Source organism: Paenibacillus cookii (genome assembly GCF_018333375.1).
Classification (GTDB): domain Bacteria; phylum Bacillota; class Bacilli; order Paenibacillales; family Paenibacillaceae; genus Paenibacillus_AQ; species Paenibacillus_AQ cookii.
Genome location: NZ_BORW01000027.1, coordinates 1 through 19,994 on the forward strand (window position 1 = coordinate 1; position 19,994 = coordinate 19,994).

Consider the following 19,994-nt stretch of genomic DNA (forward strand, 5'->3'; position numbering starts at 1 on the left):
CGTGTTACTCACCCGTCCGCCGCTAAGTCTCAGGAGAGCAAGCTCTCCATCAACTCCGCTCGACTTGCATGTATTAGGCACGCCGCCAGCGTTCGTCCTGAGCCAGGATCAAACTCTCCAAGAAAGATGAATCATTCGTCGGCTTTGCAGCGACGGGTGATTCATCGAAAGGTCGAACTTCGTTCGACCGACGATTGAAAATGAGTCAAACTCGGCTGAGTCGATCATTTTCAATCCGCATCTTCGAAAGAGCTCTTAGCTCATTTTGAATCTGACGAGAAATAATGAATTTTTCGATTGAGCAAAGCCTAATCGAAAATTTCATTATATTAATTCTCATTTGTGCTCCGCAAACCATCCAGCCATAGGCTTGGACCGGTTTGCTTCGCGATCGGCTTTGCAAGCAAAGCCTGTATCTCACTCGTTGTTCAGTTTTCAAAGATCAAATCTTTCTCTTTCGTTCATCACCGCATCTCAGCGGCGACTTTTATAATATATCATGTTGCCCATCATTTCGTCAAGCACTTTTTTCGATCTTTTTTTCAGCTCGTTTTTGAGCTTGTCGAATCCTCGTTTGTTGTAAACCCGAGGTTTCATGGGGCGAGTTATAATTTAACACATAAAACATTGAGGAGTCAACCTCTAAATATAAAAAAAGCTAAGCAGCTAAACTCCCTTTATAAGTTCCCCCAAAACGAACGCTCCATGCATAAATAAAGAGGGAGCATTTACCCCCTCGAACCTTTGCGCAATACAGATGACGCTATTCCGCGGAATAGCGGATTGCCGGGCTGCTGTATCCCGAGGCGTCGGACCACACGACCGACTCCTTCGCCAGCGAACGGTTGACCAGCTTGCGCATGACAAGCGGCAGTTCGTTTTTGACGATGTCCAGATCCGGGTGATGAATCAGTTCCTCGATGCTCCAGGGCTGGGACCGGCTTTTCAAAATCTGCAGCAGAAGCCCGGTGCACTCCGCCATTTTCGACATGACGGAAAACTCGCAGGCAAGCAGCACCAGCTCCACGCGCTGCCGGATCGTTTCCTTGCTCTGGGTCAATTCCTCATACAGCTTGTGGATCGCCGTATTCAGTTCCTTCACTTGCTCCCAAACGGCCCGATCGGGCAGCACCCCGCGTTCGATCAGTTCGATCCTTGCCCAATGCCTTAACGAATCCAGCACGGATTGATAGGCGTCGACCTCGTATCCGGCTTGCAAATACCGCTTGGCTTCAACGTATATGCTTAGGAAGCGGGAGAATTCATACAGCATTTTGCGATCCCGCAGCGGCTGTTCAAACTCCGTATATTCCCTGCGGAGCCGGGCCAGTTTCCCGTTCACGTCCCTCACCAGCTCCCCTTCCATAAAGCAGCGGATCAAATCCCCTTTTTCGCCCGCAATAAGCCAGCGCTGAAGGGACTCGGACGAAACATGCAGCGTCTGGCACGGCAGTTCCCCTACAAGCGTATGCTCGACGGCCAATTCCGCCTCCTGTCCTTCATGGACGACGAGGACGATATAGTCGAAGTCATGAAGCAAAGATCCGTCGAATTTTTGCGCTTCCTGTCGATATATGATAGTACCGATGGCATCGGCATCAAAAGACTCTCCATAAAAAAAAGACAAATTGGACAAATCCATGTCTCCCTCCATGCATTCCTTGGCGAAAACCAGCCAATTCAGTTATAATATACTTCTACATGATCCACGTCAGTTCCTTCTTTTTTGCATACAACTAAAATGATGATAGGAGCCAATGATCCATGATCTTCAAAACAGCAAAAATCGTTGCTTTCCGTACCTGGGGACTGCTGCTGACGATCATCGGCATGATGCTGATGGTGCTGGGCACGGCAGGGATCGTCTTCTGGGGACAAGCCGGAAAAATCGTGGCGGCGATTGGTCTCGTCATCGGCCTGATCGCCATGATGGGCAGCCTGGGGATTTATTTTTGGGCCGGGATGCTCTCCACGAGCGTGAAGACGATCGAATGCCCGGAATGTCACAAACCGACGAAAATGCTCGGAAAAACGGACCGCTGCATGTTCTGCCGAACCATCATGACGACCGACATCAATCTGGCAGACATTACGGACGACGAGCTGGAAGAAATGCAAAAGCGCCAGGAAACGCAAGCCGGCCCTTCATCGGCCGTCCATCACCACTAGACGCCGTCTTAGGGCAAGATTTATGAGCGGCAAACAAAAAAACCGGCCATCCTCCAAGGATGACCGGTTTTTTACGTTCGGACTACGCCATTTCGTATTTTAAAGAGTAATCATTCATAAGATACCTGCGTTAAACCATCAGTCGATATCCACGACAAATATGAGTGCGATTCGCATTAGGATGAAATATCCTTCAGCGTATTCCATGCTTCTTCGGTGCCGAAGCTTCGGGTCCACGCGGCGACTCCGGCAAGTTTCAGTTCCTTGGCCAGCTTCACTCTTGCACCGAGCGACGTCTTATCTTCAATCCATATCTTTTTCAAAACGCCGTCTTCCGTATATTCAACATAGTTCTGCTGCACATCCTCAAGGTATTTGGGTTTCAGCTTCTTTTCCGCAAGGATTTCCTTTACGGTTTTCATGCCTACCGCCTTCGACGAGACTTTGGTTTTGCCGTTTTTGGCTTCTTCCGACCAGATCCGGGTATACAGCGGCACGGCCAAAACCAATTTTTCGGGCGGCACCTCATCCTCCTCAAGGATTTTGCGCACGGCCGATTCGGTCCACGGCAAGGACGACACCGAACCCGCTTTCGGGCTTGAAGCCCAATGTTCGTCATAGGCCATCAAAATGATAAAATCCGCCGCTTCCCCCAGCGAACGCCTGTCCAAAAAGCGGGACCACATTTCGCTTCCCGATTTCGGGGTGACGTCCACCGATAAGATCAATCCCTCCGCACGAGCCAAAGGCTTCAGCTCGCGGACGAACTGGGACACGTTTTCCCCGTCTTCGGTTTTGACGTTTTCGAAGTCCAAATTGATCCCGTCCAAATGATACGTCTTGGCAAGTTCGAGGATTTGATTGATGGCGTTCGACCTCGTTTCATAGGTTGCCATCGCGCTCGCAGTGATCTCGGGATCGAAGCTGTTGCTCAGAAGCCCCCACACTTCCATCCCGCGGGCATGGGCTTTTTGCACGTAGGCAATGTCTGCGTTGCTGCGGACGTTCCCTTCCCCGTCGATGATGCTGAACCACGTCGGGCTGACGACGTTGACGCCGGTCATCTGATCGATGACGGCCGGGTCCGGCTTTTTCTGATAAACGGCCTCCCAGGCCAGATTGACCTTTTTGCCCGCCCAGTTGCGTTCGGCTTGCGTAGGCTGCTCCTGAACGGCTTCCACCGTTTTCTTTTCGCCGAGCGCCACCTTGGATTTCGGCACGTAACCGGCATACCCGTTATCCATCTGCACGAAATACCACGATTCCTCGCTCCCCCAAACCCACAGAGTCGTTCCCCCTGCCATGTCCGCCAAGATCGGCTCATGTTTGGACGGTCCCCTGCGAAGCGCCGTTTTGGAACCGGCATCGCCGGCGACTTTGCCCATTTGTACCGTATCCCCGGCTCTCATCAGCAGCACGGCGCCCGTATTCGGATCCTCGTGAACGGTAATCCCGTACAGCTCTTTCAGCGGATGGATCGGCGCATACAACAGGCCATTCTCTTCCTCCGGCGCGAACCGGAGCTGGACCTGCCTGTTATTCAGCCGTGCTTCCTTCTCCCCTGCCTGCAAATGCATCACCTTGGCCGGGGTCGTCAAAATCAGCGACTGCGTTCCTTTTTCGTAACGAATGTTAGGGTCTATGCTCTCCTGCAGCACCGGAAGCGGCAGCTTCAGCTGCTCCCCGGCACCTTCGGCAGGCTGATCGAGCAGCTTGCCTTCAACGAATATGGGCTTGTCCATCCCTCTCCAGTCCGGCTTTTCATGCAGCGGATTCGGGAGAACCTCCATCACCGTCAAATAGGCTCCTGCCGCAATCAGGCACAGTCCGAGAAAAACGGCAAGCCGCCTCTTAGCCGTGGGACGGCGTCTGCGTCTACTTCTACTCAAAGGCTGATCCTCCATCATCGTATAAGTATCGTTGCCAAAAAGGCTTGAAAGCTAAAAAAACGTGAGGACCCATGGCAGGAATCCGCACGTTTTGTCGAAAAGCAGAAAGCTTGAAACGGATGCTTTACTTATTTTTGCAGTTGCTGCAAATACCGTACAGCTCCATGCGCAACCCTTGAATCTGGAAGCCTGTGCTTTTCTCAGCAGTCTGCTCCACGTCCTCGAGGGACGGGTAGCTGAAGTCTTCGATTTTCCCGCATTTCTGGCAAATCACGTGAAAGTGATCCGAAACGTTCGCATCAAAACGGCTTGAATTATCTCCATAAGTCAGCTCATGAACCATACCGGCTTCGATCAGCATCTTCAAATTATTATAAACGGTAGCTACGCTCATGCTCGGAAATTTAGGCTCCAGGGCACGATAGATTTCATCCGCCGTTGGATGGCTCATGGACTCCATGAGGTAAGCCAATATCGCATGACGCTGGGGCGTAATCCGAACACCATTCGTTTTCAATTGTTCCAATGCATGCTCGACTCGCGTTGACATTCTTACCCACCGCCTTAAGATTAAACAAAATTCTGATATTATCGAATGCAACGAAAAAGGTTGTTCACCCAACATTCTAAAATATGCCCTATAACATTATTGTACGTTCATCGTTTCGACTTTGTCAACGAAAGGGCCCGCCCTGAAAGAACTTGGAATAAATGTATGCACCGGCTCAATATTTATTCACGTTCAAATCGCTGTTGCCTTCGATGCGAACCCGATGTTCACCCAGACCTATTGTGCCCGTAATGTTCTTTTTATCCACCGTAAACGCCGGAAACTGATTGTAGATATCGCCATAGCTGATGCTCCCGTCGATTTCGTAGCTTCCCGATTCGGGCAGGCTGACGGTAAGTTCCCCTACCGCGCTGTAAATGTCCCAGTCGCCTTCCACGACGCTGGAACGGGCCTTAATGCCGCCGTTAAGCGACTCCGCCTTCAGATCGGAGCGGACTTCGTCCACGTCGATGTTCCCGTTTTTCGTCTGGACGTCGATCGGGCCCAGCGATTTGCGGACGGACAAATTGCCGACCTGGGTCGAAAGCGTTACGGCATCGGAAACGTCCACCGCCTGCATGTTGCCCTGATTCGTGCTCAAGTCGACGGAACCCATGACGTGATACGCGATGCCTTTTCCGTTCAGCGTGCTGCCCTTGACGTTCCCGGTGACGCGGTTCAACCGGAGATCTCCGTTTGCCGTCTCCATCGATATTTGCTTGATCGCATCCACGTGCTGCACAAGGATGCTGCCGTTCATCGTCCGGAGCGACAGATCAAAACGCCGGTCCTGCGGCAGCGTAATCGTCAGATTCATCCGCGGCTGCCTTTTCCCGGACTGGCCGTAGCCTTTCCCTTTGGTCTGGATGGTAATGGTGTTGCCGCCGCCGACCTCAAGCGCCGATTCCCTCGCGATGGCTTCGGCCTCCGGTCCCGTAATCTGGTCGACCCAAATCTCCGCCTGCACCCCGATGTCCGTCACCGGACCGCGCTGCACGACGATATCGCCGTTGATGTTTTCCACCTTGATGTTTTGCGTCGTTAACGTCACGGGAACGGCAAGCAGGTCTTTTCCGACGCTGCTCCCCTCCTGTTCGCTGTAATCCACGCCGGCCGCGGCCAGATTCAGGCTCACCTTGTTCCAGAGATGCAAATAGTGTTTTTGTTCCGTCACGATAAACACCGAGGCTGACAGCACGACGGCGATCAGCACCCCGCGCAGGTCCAGCTGAAACCGCCGGCCCGTTCCTTGGGAACGGCGCGATATCAGCAGCAAAGCGATATATTCCAGCCCCCACAGCACCAGCGTGAGCGGCCACCATTTCAAAAGCAGCAGCAAACGCTCGGTGCCTTGGAGCGCATCGCCAAGAAGCAGCACGCCGGTTGCGATCAGCAGCAGGACGGCCGTGAATCTTCCCACGCGCATTCGCCGTATCCGGTTCATGTTTTCTTCCCCCGTTCGCTGGCGCCTAAACGCCGCCCTTTTCCCTCTCCCGGCTTTTTGAGCCGCGTTGTTTCCGCAAAAGCCAAATTTCCCGGCCTCCTGCCCACAAGCCTGCGATGATCAGCACCGCCGCCACCGTGATTTTGCCGTAATCCTCCATGTAATACCGGAGCCACCGCGGCTTTTGATAAAAAAGAAACATCAGCGCGCCACCCGCGACGAGCATGATGCCGAAAAGCGCGCTTCGCTCCACGGCGAACGGATTCCGGTAAGGCGAAACCTGGCGTTCTTCCTGCCCATGCGTCCCCACCCTGTAATAGATGACGTAATCGGCCGATTGCAGGACGTCGTATACGTTGTAAAAATAAGTCACCGGGATCACGAGCGCCAGCAAAATGAGCAGCGGGACGTTGATCTGCATGCCGATGGACGAAAAATATAACAACGCCGAAGCGTCCAATAGGAGCGTAAAAATAAAGGCGATGCCTTTGCGGTACAATCCAAGGTAAATATGGCCGAGCCCCGGACAAACGGCCGCGAGGAATCCTGCCGTAAACTTGCGTTTTCGGGAAAACAGGCGGCGGGTCCGGACTGCAGCCTTCTTTTCGCCGCGCATGCGGTTTCTTTTTGCCGTTTCTTCCTTCGATCCGCCGGAATGTTCGACGCTGTGCATCCTCCCGCTCCTTTCACCGTAAAATTCATCGCTGACACGCCGTTCCAGCCCAAAAAAAGCCCACCCTCTATACTATATAGATGATACTACCCTATATAACCGGGACAATAACAGGTAAATAATTGGATGAAGTCCCTGAAAAACCAAAAAAACTCCCTTAACCAGGGAGTTTTTCGGCGCAGTTCAATCGATGGAAACCATGGATACCCCGTCGAGCCTGCGAATGCGGGAAGCGAGCTCCAAAGGATCGAATACCCTTTTGCTGAGCACGTTCAAAGCGATTTCCACCGTGGTCGAAGGCGGCTGAAGCTCGCCGTACGGCACGGTGCTCCGCTCGTTGACGACCGCTTTTTTGACGGTGATTTCCTCTTCCTCCAGCAGGCCGGATATCGCTTCGAGCAGCCCCGGCGCCGAAATCGCGCACACCGAGATCAAATGAAGTTTGCTGCTGCGGATGTAACGCTGCTCCAATTTGTTGAAAACCACCAACGTCAGCAAAATGAGTAACGTAGCCGCAATGGAGGCAAAATAAAAACCTGCGCCCACGGCGAGTCCGACGGCGGCGATGACCCATACCGACGCGGCCGTGGTTAAACCCGTAATCGATTTGCCGGTAAACAAAATGGTCCCGGCGCCCAAAAAACCGATCCCCGTAATGACGGCCGAAGCCAATCTCGCCGGGTCGATCCGGATGTTGACCTCATGCACGAATTCGGAAAAACCATAAATGGACAGCATTATGATCAGCGTCGAACCCATACATACGAGGATGTGGGTCCGGAGGCCTGCCGCATGGTTGGAGCGTTCCCTCTCCAAGCCGACAAGCCCGCCTAACAGCATAGACAGAAGCAACCGCAGCAATATATGCACGTTATCTATATACCATGGATCCGCCAAGAGCCTATCTCTCCCTATCTCACTCTAATAATGCAAATCCGCGGCCATAAGGCCATGAATTAAACCGATACGTCTGCCCGCTTGTGAAATGTCGTCAGTTCCACGCCCGGGGCCACCTCGAACGCCTCGAAAGGAATAAAGCCGTATTTGAGGTATAACGCCACCGCAGGTTCATTTTTGGCGCCGGTGGAGACGATAAACAGCGGAACGTCCGGATGAACGTCAAAAACATGCCGGATCAGGCTGCCCGCGATGCCTTTGCGGAAATGAGCCGGATGAACCATCATCCGCATCAAGGTCAGCGACCCCGGGGTCTCCTGTTTCGTCGCCACCGCCCCGAGCAGCTCCCCGTCCTCGTCCAAGCAACCGTAAAACGTTTCGCCGCAGGTACGCAGCGTTTCATGCGTGTCGAGCAGCGGAGGAATGTCGTAGAAGCCGATTTTTTCGGCCTCCAGCCGGTAGGCAATATGCTGCAGCCTCCAAATTTGGTCCAGCATGTCGCCATCCTGCAAGGAAAGCTTCGTAATCACGGGAATCCCCCTTTTTCAGGCTATACGCCGCAAGTCAAAAAAAGACCAACTTATCAGGCAAAAAACATCCGCCTAATAAAAAAGGGCCTGTCCGGCGGACAAGCCCCAAGACCCGTTCCTCTTACTGATTAAGCACTTCTTCCAGCAACTTGTTGACGATCGCCGGATTGGCTTTGCCGCGGCTCTCCTTCATGACCTGGCCGACGAGGAAGCCGATCGCCTTTTGCTTGCCCGCCTTGTAATCCTCGACGGATTGCGGGTTCGCGGCCACGACCTGCTCGACGATGAACTTGATCGCGCCTTCGTCGCTGATCTGCACGAGCCCTTTTTCCTCGACGATTTGCTGCGGAAGCTTGCCGCTTTCGAGCATTTCCTTGAAGACGGTTTTGGCGATTTTCGTGCTGATCGTCCCTTTTTCGATTAAGCCGATCATCTCGCCCAACCCTTGGCCCGTGATTTTCACCTCGGAGAATTCCAGGTTGTTGCTGTTGAGATAGCCGAGCAATTCGCCCATAATCCAGTTGGAAACCGATTTGGCATCTTTCGTATATTTCAAGCTGTCTTCAAACAGATCCGCGATCGGCTTCGAGGAGGTGATGACCTCGGCATCGTAGCTAGGCAGACCGTATTCGGAGGTGTAGCGCGCTTTGCGGGCGTCCGGCAGCTCCGGAATCGACGCGCGGATGCGGTTTTTCCATTCTTCGTCGATGTATACCTTCACCAGATCCGGGTCCGGGAAATAACGGTAATCATGCGCTTCTTCCTTGCCGCGCATCGTGAAGGTTTTGCCCTGCGCTTCGTCCCAGCGGCGGGTTTCCTGCACGACCGTTCCGCCTTCGTCCAAAATTTCGGCTTGGCGGTATTCCTCGTACTCCAGCCCTCTTTGCACGCCGCGGAAGGAGTTCATGTTTTTCAGCTCGGCACGAGTGCCGAATTCCTTCTGCCCATGGGGACGGATGCTGATGTTGGCGTCGCAGCGCATCGAGCCCTCTTCCATTTTGACGTCGGACACTTCGCAGTACTGCATGATGGCGCGCAGTTTTTCCAAATAAGCGCGGGCTTCTTCCGGCGAAGAAATCTCCGGTTCCGACACGATTTCCACGAGCGGCGTGCCGACGCGGTTAAAGTCCACCAGCGATGCATACCCTCCGTCGATATGCGTCAGCTTGCCCGCGTCTTCCTCCAAATGAAGGCGGGTGATGCCGATCCGCTTCGTTTGTCCGTTCACTTCGATGTCGATCCAGCCGTTTTGCCCGATCGGCTGATCGTATTGGGAAATTTGGTAGGCCTTCGGCGAATCCGGGTAAAAATAGTTTTTCCGGTCGAATTTGCTGACATCGGCAATTTCGCAGTTGAGCGCCATCGCCGCTTTCATCGCGTATTCCACGGCCTGCTTGTTGAGCACCGGCAGCACGCCGGGATGGCCCAGGCAGATCGGGCATGTGTGCGTGTTGGGCGGTGCGCCGAATTCGGTCGAACAGCCACAAAAGATTTTGGATTCGGTCTTCAGCTCCACGTGGACCTCAAGGCCGATGACGGTTTCGTATTTCGAAGATGACATGGTTTAGATTCCCTCCTTTTGAGCCGATTTCTACAGGTTAGGCCGCTGTTTATGATGTTCGGTGTTTTGCTCGAAGGCTCCCGCCACGCGCAGCACCGTGCTTTCGTCAAACGGTTTGCCGATGATTTGCAGGCCGACCGGCAGCCCTTCGGAGAAACCGCAAGGAACGCTGATCGCCGGCACGCCGGCAAGGCTCACCGGAATGGTCAAAATATCGTTCAAATACATCGTCAGCGGATCGCCCACCTGAGCGCCGAGCTTAAACGCCGGCGTCGGAGCCGTCGGCCCGATGATGACGTCATATTGTTCGAACACCTGATCGAAATCGCGTTTGATCAGCGTGCGCGCCTTCTGCGCCTTCAGGTAAAACGCATCGTAATAACCGGAGCTCAGCGCGTAGGTGCCCAGCATAATCCGGCGTTTGACTTCGGGACCGAAACCTTGGCTGCGGGATTCGAGGTACAAATCCAGCAGGTTGCCGGATTGTCCGGCACGGACGCCGTAACGAACGCCGTCGAAGCGGGCCAGGTTGGAAGAAGCTTCGGAAGATGCAAGCAAATAATAAGCGGCGACCGCATATTCGGTATGCGGAAGGGAAACCTCCTCGATGACCGCGCCCATGCCTTCAAGCACTTTCAAGGCGGCTTCGACGCGTTCCTTCACGCCGGCGTCGATGCCTTCGCCCATATATTCCTTCGGAACGGCAACGCGCAAACCTTTCACGTCCCCCGTCAGGGCGCTCAAGTAATCCGGAATGTCGACGTTGGCCGAAGTCGAATCCATGTTGTCGTAGCCGGCAATCGCCTGCAGGACGTAGGCCGCATCTTCGACGTTTTTCGTGACCGGGCCGATCTGATCGAGCGAAGAAGCAAAAGCGACCAGGCCGAAACGGGACACGAGCCCGTATGTCGGCTTCAGGCCGACGACGCCGCAATAGGACGCCGGCTGGCGGATCGAGCCGCCCGTATCCGAACCAAGCGTAAAATACGCCTCGCCAGCCGCGACCGATGCCGCGGAGCCGCCGCTGGAACCGCCCGGAACGCGCTCGAGGTCCCACGGGTTGCGCACCGGATGGAAACTCGAGTTTTCGTTGGAGCCGCCCATCGCGAACTCGTCCATGTTCAATTTCCCGATCGTAACCGCATCGGCGTCCTTCAGCTTGCGCACGACCGTCGCGTCGTACACCGGATTGAAGTTCGACAGGAATTGGCTTGCGCAGGTGGTGCGAATGCCTTCCGTCACGATGTTGTCCTTGATGCCGGCCGGCAGGCCGAACAGAAGTCCGCGTTCCTCTCCCGACGCCAATTTGTCGTCGAGGCGGCGGGCCGTATTTTTCGCGCCCTCTTCGTTTAAGGTCAAATACGCTCCGATCCGTTCATCGCGTTCGGAAATGGCGCGGAACGTCTCTTCCACCAGTTCCAGCACAGAAAGCTCCTTGTTGTGAAGCTTGCTATGTATATCCTTCAAATTTTGATTTAACAGGCTCAAGTTGCCTCTTCCTCCTTTCGTAATGAAACGTTCTATTCAAGCACGGCCGGAACTTTGAACTGTCCGTCTTCCTCTTCCGGCGCGTTCAGCATGACCTTTTCGATCGGCAGGCTTTCGCGTTTCACGTCCTCGCGCATCACGTTGCTGACAGGCAGCACGTGGGTCGTCGGTTCGACGCCGTCCGTATCCAGCTCGTTCAATTTTTCGGCATATTGTAAAATAGCGTTCAGCTGTTCCGTGAACTTTTGCTCTTCGTCCGCGCTCAAATTGAGGCGGGCAAGCTTGGCCACGTGCTGAACGTCCTGATTGGTGATGCTCATAAATCGGATTCCTCCTTATTCCTTCTTATATTAAAGGATTAAAGCCTCGGGATAACGTTTCTAATTATATTGTAGAACCTGCGACAATTCAATGCGGAGCTTGGCTCCCGCCGGAAAAACCGGGCGCTCCCGCCGGATTCCCCGGCAGGCCTCCGCTCCGGTCCGCGCAGCCTTTGCAGGCTCTTTGCCAAGCTCTTCAAACCCGTATAGCAAACGTTCCTTTCCAAAACTTAGGGATAAAAAACATGGGGTATATCATAAGGAACAGATTCGGAATCCACCATGCGGGATCGAATTCGCAGCGGATCGCCCAATAGGAAATGGCCATCATCCCGGAGCAAAACGTCAATACGAGCGAAACCAAGGCCGCCGATTTCCAGGCCGGCGATGGCTTGCGGTACAAATACAGCGCCGTCAATCCGGTTGCCGACACCAGCATGTCGAGCGGAAAAAACGACCAGTTCCAAGCGATCAAAATCGGGTTCCTGTAATCGGAATAAGCCCATTCGGGAGGGATGAGGCCCAGTGCCGTCGCGCCGAAATATAGAATGAACGAAATATCGGTCAACAGAAAAAACCATTTCAATACGCGCATGGAGGGCTCTTTTCGGTGCAAAACGTTCATTGGATCAGATCCCCTTTCCCCGTTCTTCCGCCAGCCCGGAAATGCCCGCCGCAAGCTCCGTTTGGATTTTATTCTCCGAAATGTCCGAAGGCTCACCCGACGAGCGGGCCCCATGGGCGCGATCTCCCAAATTTAGTCCGATGACGCCCAGGATGATTAAGGCAATCGAAACCGCTTTGACCAGCGTCATCGATTCCTGGAAATACATGTACCCGATAACGGCAATCGCTGCCGTGCCGACTCCGGACCATATGGCATAGGCGACGCTGACAGGCACCTGCTTTAGGGCCAGGTTCAAGCTGGAAAAGGCTAATATGTACAGCACGATCATCAGTATGGACGGTACGATTTTGGTAAAACCGTTGGACATCTTCATCGAGACGGTTCCCCCGACCTCCAGCGCAATCGCAAAAATCAAATAAATCCATGACATGCCTTCATCACATCCCTTCCGAAGTTTCGGCTATATCGCATTTTCCGTCCCCTTGCGAAACAATGCCGAATAACAGCATATCGACCATCGCATCAACGGCGCCGACGAGGGACACCTTCGCGTTCACGAGGAAATCCGGGTCAAAAACGGCAAACGACGCTCCGCGCATGCACTGAACGACCGACGGAATGTCCACGGGACGCAGTTCCCCCGACGCGATGCCTTCCTGAAGCAGCGTTTCCACGGTGCCCCATTCCTCCTCCAACAAGCGATCGACCTTGACCCATTCCTGCGGGGCGTGGCGGCGCATCTCTTCAAGCACCCGCGCATCGGCAAGCCGCAGTCCGCTGGGCACGATCGACAATATGGCTTTTAATTTCCGCACGGCGCTCCAATCCGGACGCCCGTAGATGTCGCGCTGGGTTTGCAGCACTTCGTGGATCGCTTCGTCCACGATCGCGCCGATCAGCTCTTCCTTGGATGCGAAATGCTCATAAATGGTACGTTTGCTGATTCCAAGCTCGGATGCGAGATCCCCCATCGTAAATTTGAAGCCTTTGCGATTCAGCAGCGTCAGCGCGGACTGCTGCAATTTCTCTTTCATGAACATCCTCCCGCTTCCATTATCGGTAACAATAAAACTATTTTATTATTTTCAGTACCCAAAAAAGTATACCGCGTTTCATATAAAAAACAAAGCTTCGCTATTTTCATAGCGACATGCATCCGTATCCGGTATCCGGGCCTTTTCCAACTTACAGTTCGGATCCCCCACGCCGGACGGCCATTGTGAAGGTTTAATAAACCATATACACAAAAAAGAGCCGGCATGTAGCCGACTCTTCTAAATCCAGGCCCGCAAATTCACTTGCTTGATGAATTCCGCCTGCGAAAGCACCTCTGGCGCCGATTCCTCTTCTTCTTCCTGTTCGAGTTCGCCGTTCATGATTTGATGGAACAGCTTCTCGTTATATGTCGCAAGGGCGTAATCGATCAGCGCTTCCCGCGTGGTCATCTCCACTTCATGCTGAATGAGCAGCTCTTCCGGCTGCACATCACCCGATGGCACGAAAAAGTTCCGGTTAATCTTAGGTACCCGGATGACGTAATCAAACGCATTGTCCGGATTCCGGTCATAAGCGATCAGATAACCGTATTCCCCAATAGGAAGGTTCTGCTCAAAGGCGTCCGCGACGATCACAATCTTTTCCCCAAGTTGCAGCATCGTCTACCTCCTAGATGTCTATCATTGTTTGTATAGTCTACTAAAAAAAAGTAGGTCTGTCTACACGTAAGCCTGTCGGAAAACGAGGCAAAAGGCTTAATTTCGAAAAAAGCATGTCCGTGAATGCGAATCCGTCCGGAAATAACCATGGCTGGACGCTTCGCAGCCCCAAAAAAGACAACGCGGCCATGCTTCATGCTTCTTAAGCCCGGGTTATCGGAAGTCCCCCTCTTACAACAAGCGAATGAAAATATGAACCTCCGATAGAATAGATTATATAAAATGCAAAAAAAGAACGCAAACCGGGATTTATTCCACAGCTTGCGTGCTTCGCGAATGTAAAGGTAACATTAAATTAACATCATTGTATCAGGGGCGTTACCGTTTGTCCAGCCATTTTTTCCCGATTTCTGTCGAGAAAACGCCTTACGGCTCCATTCAGGACACGTAAGGATTGTGGGCGCGTTCATATCCGATCGTCGTTTTTGGACCGTGGCCCGGGTAAACCTTCACTTCATCCTTAAAAGCAAAAAGTTTGTTTTGGATGGAGTCGAGCAAATCGCGTTCGCGTCCCCCGTACAGATCCGTTCTTCCGACGCCAAGCTTGAAAAGCACGTCCCCCGAAAACAGGTCGTCCCCGCACAAAAAGCTGACGCTTCCCGGCGAATGCCCCGGCGTATGGTACACCGTGAAAGTGTGGCCGATCAACTCCAGCTTCTGCCCTTCGTCCAAGCCATATTCGGCAGGGCCGGTCGAAAGCGGCGGCGACACCTGCGGCCAGTTGAGCGATCCGTTCAGCTTCGGATTTTCGAGCCAATCCGCTTCCAGATCATGCAGGTATACCGGACAGTTTTTTAATTTCCGGATTTCATCCACGCCTCCCATGTGGTCGAAATGCGCGTGGGTCAGCAAAATCGCTTCGATCGTAAGCGGCTCGATTTTTTTGATGAGGGCGCCGGGATTCATCCCCGGATCAATGATGACCGCGCGCCCGGGATCTTCGCCGGTCAGCAAATAGGCATTGGTTTGCAGCGGGCCGAGGCAAAAGGTTTGAATGTTCAGCATATCCGTCTTTAGAACCCCGAAATCAGTTCACGCAGTTCTTTGATGACGGACGCATGATGATCGGTTCCTTCCCCGTAAGCTGCAATGAGCTCTTTCCGGCACTCGGCCATTTTTTCCTGGTAATCCGGCGCTTCACGGTCCGGGTTCTGCTGCTTGAACCGAACCATGATTTGCTGCACGTGCGCGGGACGCGGTCCCCATTTGCCAAGGACATGCCCTTCCGCATCCGTAAAGATGACGACCGGAACGCTCCGTCCGCCCATCGTCAGAAACTGGTCCATCACGTCGAAGTTTTCTTCGAGAATAAGCACTTCGGTCGGAATGCCGGCCGTTTCAAGGGCACGGAACACGACAGGCACGTTGCGCACCACGTCTCCGCACCAGTCCGCCGCCAAAATAAGGACGCGAAGGTCGTCGCGCGATTTCAGGTTTTCAAAAAACTCGCGGTCGCCGTCGTTGTCCCAGGCAAACGCGTCGTACCCCCGTTTGAATTCCTCCTGGTTTTTCTGCATGCCGTCGATAAACTGCTGTGGGGAGAGCCCCGTATTCAGCTTGTCCGCCAAATGGACTGCCATTTATTTCGTCCCCTTTCTGGATTTGGATTTGACCATTTTGATAACAAAATACACGATCAGCAACGCCAGCGCAACGAGCAAGATCGGCGTCACGTACGGCCCCGCCTTCTCGTCCACGTGCTCCCACTGATCCCCGAGGATATACCCGAGGTAAACGAACAGCACCGACCACGGAATGATCGCAAGCGTCGTCAGCAAAATGAAACGCCATACGTTCATCTTGGAAATCCCCGCCGGGATGGAGATGGCATGACGGACCACCGGAATGAAGCGCGCCGTAAAAATGACGCCCGTTCCGTATTTGTTGAACCACTGCTCCGCCGCATCGATATGCTTTTTATGAATAAAAATATATTTCCCGTATTTCTCGAGCACGGGCCTGCCGCCGTAACGTCCGATCCAGTACACGAACAGCTGCGCGATGACGCCGCCGATGATGCCGAACAGCACGGCTCCGATAAAGCTGATGTGGCCCGAGGATACCAAAAAGCCGCCGTAAGCAAGCACGATCTCGCTTGGAATGACTTCAATCATTAAGCCCAGCATGATGCCGAAATAACCCAGACTTTGAATCCAATGAAACAATTGACTGACGATATCCGATATAAAATGCACCCTGGCCCCTCTTTCTATATGTACTTTTAAGTCCCTATCCCCAATCTATTCTAGCATAGGAGCGGACATGACTTCTACATGAGCCCATTTGCGGCGGGAAGGTGTCTTCCCAGCCGTCCGCGGCATATGGTGGGGAATAAAGGAGGTAGGTCAAATGCCGCCGATTTCCCAGAAAAAAGACGCTCCGCTGCCTTCGGCCCGCGGCATCCGCAGAGCCTGCAGCAAGGAGCTGTACCGCACGGTCAAGCGGCTGAAGGTGTACGTCCCGGATGACGCCCTCCGCGAAGGCGAAACCCTTTATTACCGCAAGGTCATCGGCAACCTGATCTGGATTCACGAAAACCGCAGCAACCGGAAGCTGCTGTGCGATTGGTGGGACGAAGCGGTCCGCGCCGAGCTTGCCGCCCTATGGAAGGTAGACGAAGAGCATCTCGGAAAAGCTTTCCGCGAAGCTTTTGGCGGCTGAAGGAAATGGTATACGTTGTTCAAGAAAAGGGCTCTGGGGCGTAAGGTCGGTAGCCCGAGGGCCTCTTCCCGCGGGCGGGTTCATTCCGGCGCATGAAGGGAACGCTCCAGGCTCGCCAGCTCGCGGCCCCACTGCTCGGCTTCGCGGGTGAGGCGGAACTCCCGGTCGTTCCGGACCCGAACCTGGTCCGGGTCCGCGGCGCGGCGCGCGTAATCGCCGTAAAGCTCGAGCCCGGCGTCCAGGACCCGCCGGGCTTCCGCCGCGCTGCCGGACATCCATTTGCGCCGCGCCAGCTTGAACAGCCCCTCAAGGCTTTTCGTCTGCTCCGCCGCATTGTATTTGTCGCGGCGGAACCCCGCCTCCGCCCACGAGACGGCGGCGTACGCATCTCCCCGCTGGACGGCGTTGTCCGCCAGCGCAAACAGCAGGCCGGGATGCCCCGGCGAGTAGGACAGGCTCCGCTTGAGCACCGCCTCGGCTTCCCGGGGCGGCAGCCTGCGCGCCAGCTCGATCGCCGTCCCGGCATCGGCCGGATTCCACTGCAGCGAGGAGCGCAATAGCGCGGCGGACTTGGCCGGGGCCGCTGCCGCCAGCGCCTGCCGATGCAGCCGGTGGGCCATTTCTCCGCGGAAGGCAAGCCACATGCCGGCGCCGGTGACGCCAAGCCAAAGCAGCAGAAGCACCGCCGTTCCGTATGCCCGGTGCCTGTAACCGGATGCGATCGGATCGGCCCGGCGCGCCAAACGGCCTGCCGCCGCTATGGGCCTGGCCAAAACCGCATGTCCCTGATCCTCCCCGAGCTTAGCGCCAGCTTGGATTTCCTCCGCTTTACAGGAAAGCCCCCATGCCGCAAGCAGAAATATCAGCAGCCAAACGAGGCCGAAGCTGAAATCGAGGTCGACGGCCCCGTGCAGGACAAACACGCCGTAAACCGGCAGCAGCTCGCGGCGGCGGCGGACAAGCAGTAGGCCGATGGCGCCGAGCAGCAATAATAAGACGGACGTGCCGAGAACGCCGGTGTTCAGCAGCATGTCGAGGTAACCGCTGTGCACCTGGCTGCCGACGTACGGATTGGACTGGACGGCGCGGTACGACAGCCGCCACGTCTCCCCGCCCTGCCCGAACCAGGGGGCTTGCATGAACAGCCCCCATGCATCGCGGTAGATCGCGCCGCGCGCCGTGGCCGTCCCGAAGTTTCGGACGATGCGCTCCTGCGCCGTCAGAAACACCGCGGCCATCCCCGCGGCCGCGAAAAGGCCGCCTGCCGCCCAGGCCAGGCGGCGGCGGGAAGCCGCCCCGCTGCGCGCGAGGCGGCAAAGCCCCAGGCCGGCAAGCAGGCTGCCGGCCCACGCCCCGGCCAGCGCGAGCAGGCCGGGGGCGGGCTGTACCGCCAGCGCGGCGGCTGCCAGCTGGCGGTACAGCAGGGCCGCGCCGGCGAAGGGCGCGGCCGCAAGCAGCAGCGGCGCGAAGCTGCGCCGCCGCTGCAGGGCGAGGCCGGCGGCCGCGGCCACGCCGGCCGTGAGCCACGCGCCGCGCGACTCGCTGAGGAGCAGCGCGGCGGCGTACGGCAGTAGCGGGAGCGCAGCCCGCAGCAGCCGGATCTCCCCTGCTCCGGGTTCCCGCCGGAGCAGGGCGGCGAGCGCAAAGAGCCGCTCCAGCAGGAAAGCGGCCATCAACAGGCCGAACGTGTTCGGGTATTCGACCAGGCCGGCAAGCCTGGCCCCGCTGGCGCTGATCCCGGCGTTCGTGGTGAACACGACGGCATGCGGCAGCGGAAGGATGCCGCAAACCGCCAGGAGCGCCGAACCGCACAGCAGCGCCCCAGCCGCGTGCCAGGCAGACGCGAGCACCTTTTCCCCTCCCTCGGAGCGGGCGATCCGAACCGCCGAAACGGCAAAAAGACCGTAAAACCCCCACCGCAGCAGCTGGTTCACCGTTCCGTGAACGGACAAGGGCCCCAGCAGCCAGTGAAGGGCATATACGGTCATCAATATAAACGGACTCAGGATCAGCAGCCTTTCCGCAGCGGAAACGGCAGCGGGCGCGATCCGCTTTTCGTTTTCGGATACCGCCAAACGGCGCAATAAAGCCGTAACGCCGCCAAAAAACGGCAGCAGGCCGTACAGCATCCAGGCCGGATACAGATCGGACGTAAAATAAAAGCCGGATTTCAGACAAGACAGGAGCAGCACCGCGATCAGCGCGGCCCCCATGATTCCCAGCACAGAGCGTCTCACGCTCCCGCCCCCCATCGCCTTTTCTTCCTGCCCGAAACGTTCAAATCCTTACTTCCCGTCGGTTTTTCCCGGCAGCAAATCCTCGCACGCTTTTTCCAAATAAGGTTCGGCGTGAAGGAAATCGCGGAAAGCCGTGTACTCGCGCCAAAGCTGCTCCCGGTTGCCGCCTTGGCTTTTGACCGCCCGGATCAAAATGTTTTTCGGCGTATGCTCCAAATCGATGAATTCGAGCAGCTGCGTTTTGTAGCCGAGAATATCAAGCAGCTTGGCCCGGATGCCGTCCGTTGCCAGCGCGGAAAAACGTTCCTTCAGGATGCCGTGCGAAAGCAGCGGCTCCATGACCGGGCTTTCGATCTGATTGAACAGCTCGTGCTGGCAGCACGGAACCGAAAGGATCACCGAAGCGTTCCAGCGGACCGCCTTCTCCAATGCCGCATCGGTTGCGGTATCGCAGGCATGCAGCGTCACCACCATGTCGACCTGTTCCAGCTCGTCGTAGTCGGCGATGTCCCCGACCAAAAACCGCAGGTTGCTGTAATTCAGCCTGTCCGCCAGCCGGTTGCAATGCTCGATGACGTCGGCTTTGAGATCCAGCCCGACGACGTTCAGCGGCCGCCGTTCCTGAATGGACAGATAATGGTAGAGCGCAAAGGTCAAATAGGACTTGCCGCAGCCGAAGTCGACGATCGTCAGCGGGCGTCCCTCGGGCAGCGCCGGGAGCACGTCCTCCACCATCTCCAGGAAACGGTTGATCTGTTTGAACTTATCGTATTTTCGGGCCAAAACCTTCCCTTGTTCATTCATTATACCCAGTTCGACCAGGAACGAAATCGGATGCCCTTCCTCCAGCACGTATTTTTTCTTGCGGTTATGCGCCAAATCGGCGGAGGTTTTGGTCGGGGATTTGGTAAGGATCGATACTTTGTATTTTTTGCTGATCAAGATTTGGTAGTCCGCATCCGGCGTGCAGATCATTCCTTGTCGGAACGTCTGCTCGAACAGGCGCATGATCGCCTCCTCCGCTTCTTCCGCGGGGACGTTCTGGTGAACGACCTTGTTCGGATGCACGTAAGCGAATTGATAATGTATTTTTTTCTTCAGCTCCACCGGCTTGATCTGCACCTTGGTAAAGGTTGCGCCTTCCCGCTTGCGCAGCTGGCTCAGCGTCGCCGTGATCAATGTCGTTTCTTCCGTGATGTCATGGATGAGTTTGCGTAAAGATTCCAAGAGGG

Annotated in this window: 21 protein-coding genes and 1 rRNA gene; 2 read left to right on the forward strand and 20 right to left on the reverse strand. The window is 55.3% G+C overall.

All coding sequences use genetic code 11. The features are described from left to right. A 16S ribosomal RNA gene (locus KI367_RS19700) occupies positions 1 to 124 on the reverse strand; the annotation flags it as partial. Positions 125 to 763: 639 nt separating this feature from the next. After that, the gene (locus KI367_RS19705) at positions 764 to 1,642 is read right to left on the reverse strand and encodes a nucleotidyltransferase-like protein (RefSeq protein ID WP_212951818.1); all 879 of its coding nucleotides are present in this window, start codon (positions 1,640 to 1,642) and stop codon (positions 764 to 766) included. Positions 1,643 to 1,764: 122 nt separating this feature from the next. Here KI367_RS19705 and KI367_RS19710 point away from each other — a divergent pair, with 122 nt between their 5' ends. Next, positions 1,765 to 2,169, forward strand: a complete 405-nt coding sequence (locus KI367_RS19710; RefSeq protein WP_212951820.1) for a DUF2614 family zinc ribbon-containing protein — start codon at positions 1,765 to 1,767, stop codon at positions 2,167 to 2,169. Positions 2,170 to 2,345: 176 nt separating this feature from the next. Here the strand turns inward: KI367_RS19710 and KI367_RS19715 are convergent, their stop codons facing one another. From KI367_RS19715 to uptA, 16 genes are all read right to left on the reverse strand, one after another. Next, complete coding sequence (locus KI367_RS19715; protein WP_212951895.1) at positions 2,346 to 4,073, reverse strand: glycosyl hydrolase family 18 protein; 1,728 nt, start codon at positions 4,071 to 4,073, stop codon at positions 2,346 to 2,348. Positions 4,074 to 4,182: 109 nt separating this feature from the next. Continuing rightward, complete coding sequence (locus KI367_RS19720; RefSeq protein WP_212951821.1) at positions 4,183 to 4,608, reverse strand: Fur family transcriptional regulator; 426 nt, start codon at positions 4,606 to 4,608, stop codon at positions 4,183 to 4,185. Between the two features lie 175 nt (positions 4,609 to 4,783). After that, positions 4,784 to 6,052 (reverse strand): DUF4097 family beta strand repeat-containing protein, encoded by a 1,269-nt coding sequence (locus tag KI367_RS19725; protein ID WP_212951823.1) that lies wholly within the window; start codon positions 6,050 to 6,052, stop codon positions 4,784 to 4,786. 25 nt (positions 6,053 to 6,077) lie between these two features. Beyond that, on the reverse strand, positions 6,078 to 6,725 hold the full coding sequence (locus KI367_RS19730; RefSeq protein ID WP_246537123.1) for a hypothetical protein: 648 nt from the start codon (positions 6,723 to 6,725) through the stop codon (positions 6,078 to 6,080). 183 nt (positions 6,726 to 6,908) lie between these two features. After that, positions 6,909 to 7,622 carry an MgtC/SapB family protein gene (locus KI367_RS19735; protein WP_036712871.1) on the reverse strand — a complete coding sequence of 238 codons (714 nt, stop codon included), beginning with the start codon at positions 7,620 to 7,622 and terminating at the stop codon, positions 6,909 to 6,911. A gap of 59 nt (positions 7,623 to 7,681) precedes the next feature. Then, positions 7,682 to 8,152 (reverse strand): GNAT family N-acetyltransferase, encoded by a 471-nt coding sequence (locus KI367_RS19740; RefSeq protein WP_036712869.1) that lies wholly within the window; start codon positions 8,150 to 8,152, stop codon positions 7,682 to 7,684. Between the two features lie 121 nt (positions 8,153 to 8,273). Beyond that, a complete protein-coding gene (gene gatB / locus KI367_RS19745) occupies positions 8,274 to 9,713 on the reverse strand; it encodes an Asp-tRNA(Asn)/Glu-tRNA(Gln) amidotransferase subunit GatB (RefSeq protein ID WP_212951825.1) in 1,440 nt (479 codons plus the stop codon). Positions 9,714 to 9,743: 30 nt separating this feature from the next. Beyond that, the gene (gene gatA, locus KI367_RS19750) at positions 9,744 to 11,201 is read right to left on the reverse strand and encodes an Asp-tRNA(Asn)/Glu-tRNA(Gln) amidotransferase subunit GatA (RefSeq protein ID WP_212951833.1); all 1,458 of its coding nucleotides are present in this window, start codon (positions 11,199 to 11,201) and stop codon (positions 9,744 to 9,746) included. Between the two features lie 32 nt (positions 11,202 to 11,233). After that, complete coding sequence (gatC, locus tag KI367_RS19755; protein WP_036712868.1) at positions 11,234 to 11,521, reverse strand: Asp-tRNA(Asn)/Glu-tRNA(Gln) amidotransferase subunit GatC; 288 nt, start codon at positions 11,519 to 11,521, stop codon at positions 11,234 to 11,236. 196 nt (positions 11,522 to 11,717) lie between these two features. Next, positions 11,718 to 12,146 carry a DUF5360 family protein gene (locus KI367_RS19760; protein ID WP_246537124.1) on the reverse strand — a complete coding sequence of 143 codons (429 nt, stop codon included), beginning with the start codon at positions 12,144 to 12,146 and terminating at the stop codon, positions 11,718 to 11,720. Between the two features lie 4 nt (positions 12,147 to 12,150). Then, a complete protein-coding gene (locus tag KI367_RS19765; protein WP_052147146.1) occupies positions 12,151 to 12,579 on the reverse strand; it encodes a DMT family transporter in 429 nt (142 codons plus the stop codon). A gap of 7 nt (positions 12,580 to 12,586) precedes the next feature. Then, positions 12,587 to 13,183: a TetR/AcrR family transcriptional regulator gene (locus KI367_RS19770; protein ID WP_212951835.1), complete on the reverse strand. Its 597-nt coding sequence runs from the start codon at positions 13,181 to 13,183 to the stop codon at positions 12,587 to 12,589. 240 nt (positions 13,184 to 13,423) lie between these two features. Beyond that, positions 13,424 to 13,804, reverse strand: a complete 381-nt coding sequence (locus KI367_RS19775; RefSeq protein ID WP_036712867.1) for a hypothetical protein — start codon at positions 13,802 to 13,804, stop codon at positions 13,424 to 13,426. Between the two features lie 438 nt (positions 13,805 to 14,242). After that, positions 14,243 to 14,869, reverse strand: a complete 627-nt coding sequence (locus KI367_RS19780; protein WP_036712865.1) for an MBL fold metallo-hydrolase — start codon at positions 14,867 to 14,869, stop codon at positions 14,243 to 14,245. A gap of 8 nt (positions 14,870 to 14,877) precedes the next feature. Beyond that, a complete protein-coding gene (locus KI367_RS19785) occupies positions 14,878 to 15,444 on the reverse strand; it encodes a thioredoxin family protein (protein WP_036712864.1) in 567 nt (188 codons plus the stop codon). Beyond that, positions 15,445 to 16,059, reverse strand: coding sequence for an undecaprenyl phosphate transporter UptA (uptA, locus tag KI367_RS19790; RefSeq protein WP_212951842.1), 615 nt, complete (start codon positions 16,057 to 16,059; stop codon positions 15,445 to 15,447). Between the two features lie 154 nt (positions 16,060 to 16,213). Between uptA and KI367_RS19795 the strand changes: the two genes are divergently transcribed. Then, complete coding sequence (locus tag KI367_RS19795) at positions 16,214 to 16,525, forward strand: hypothetical protein (protein WP_036712861.1); 312 nt, start codon at positions 16,214 to 16,216, stop codon at positions 16,523 to 16,525. 80 nt (positions 16,526 to 16,605) lie between these two features. Here KI367_RS19795 and KI367_RS19800 read toward each other — a convergent pair whose 3' ends face one another. Continuing rightward, positions 16,606 to 18,762 carry an O-antigen ligase family protein gene (locus tag KI367_RS19800; RefSeq protein WP_212951844.1) on the reverse strand — a complete coding sequence of 719 codons (2,157 nt, stop codon included), beginning with the start codon at positions 18,760 to 18,762 and terminating at the stop codon, positions 16,606 to 16,608. Between the two features lie 48 nt (positions 18,763 to 18,810). Next, a complete protein-coding gene (locus tag KI367_RS19805; protein WP_212951846.1) occupies positions 18,811 to 19,989 on the reverse strand; it encodes a class I SAM-dependent methyltransferase in 1,179 nt (392 codons plus the stop codon). Positions 19,990 to 19,994: the final 5 nt, after the last annotated feature.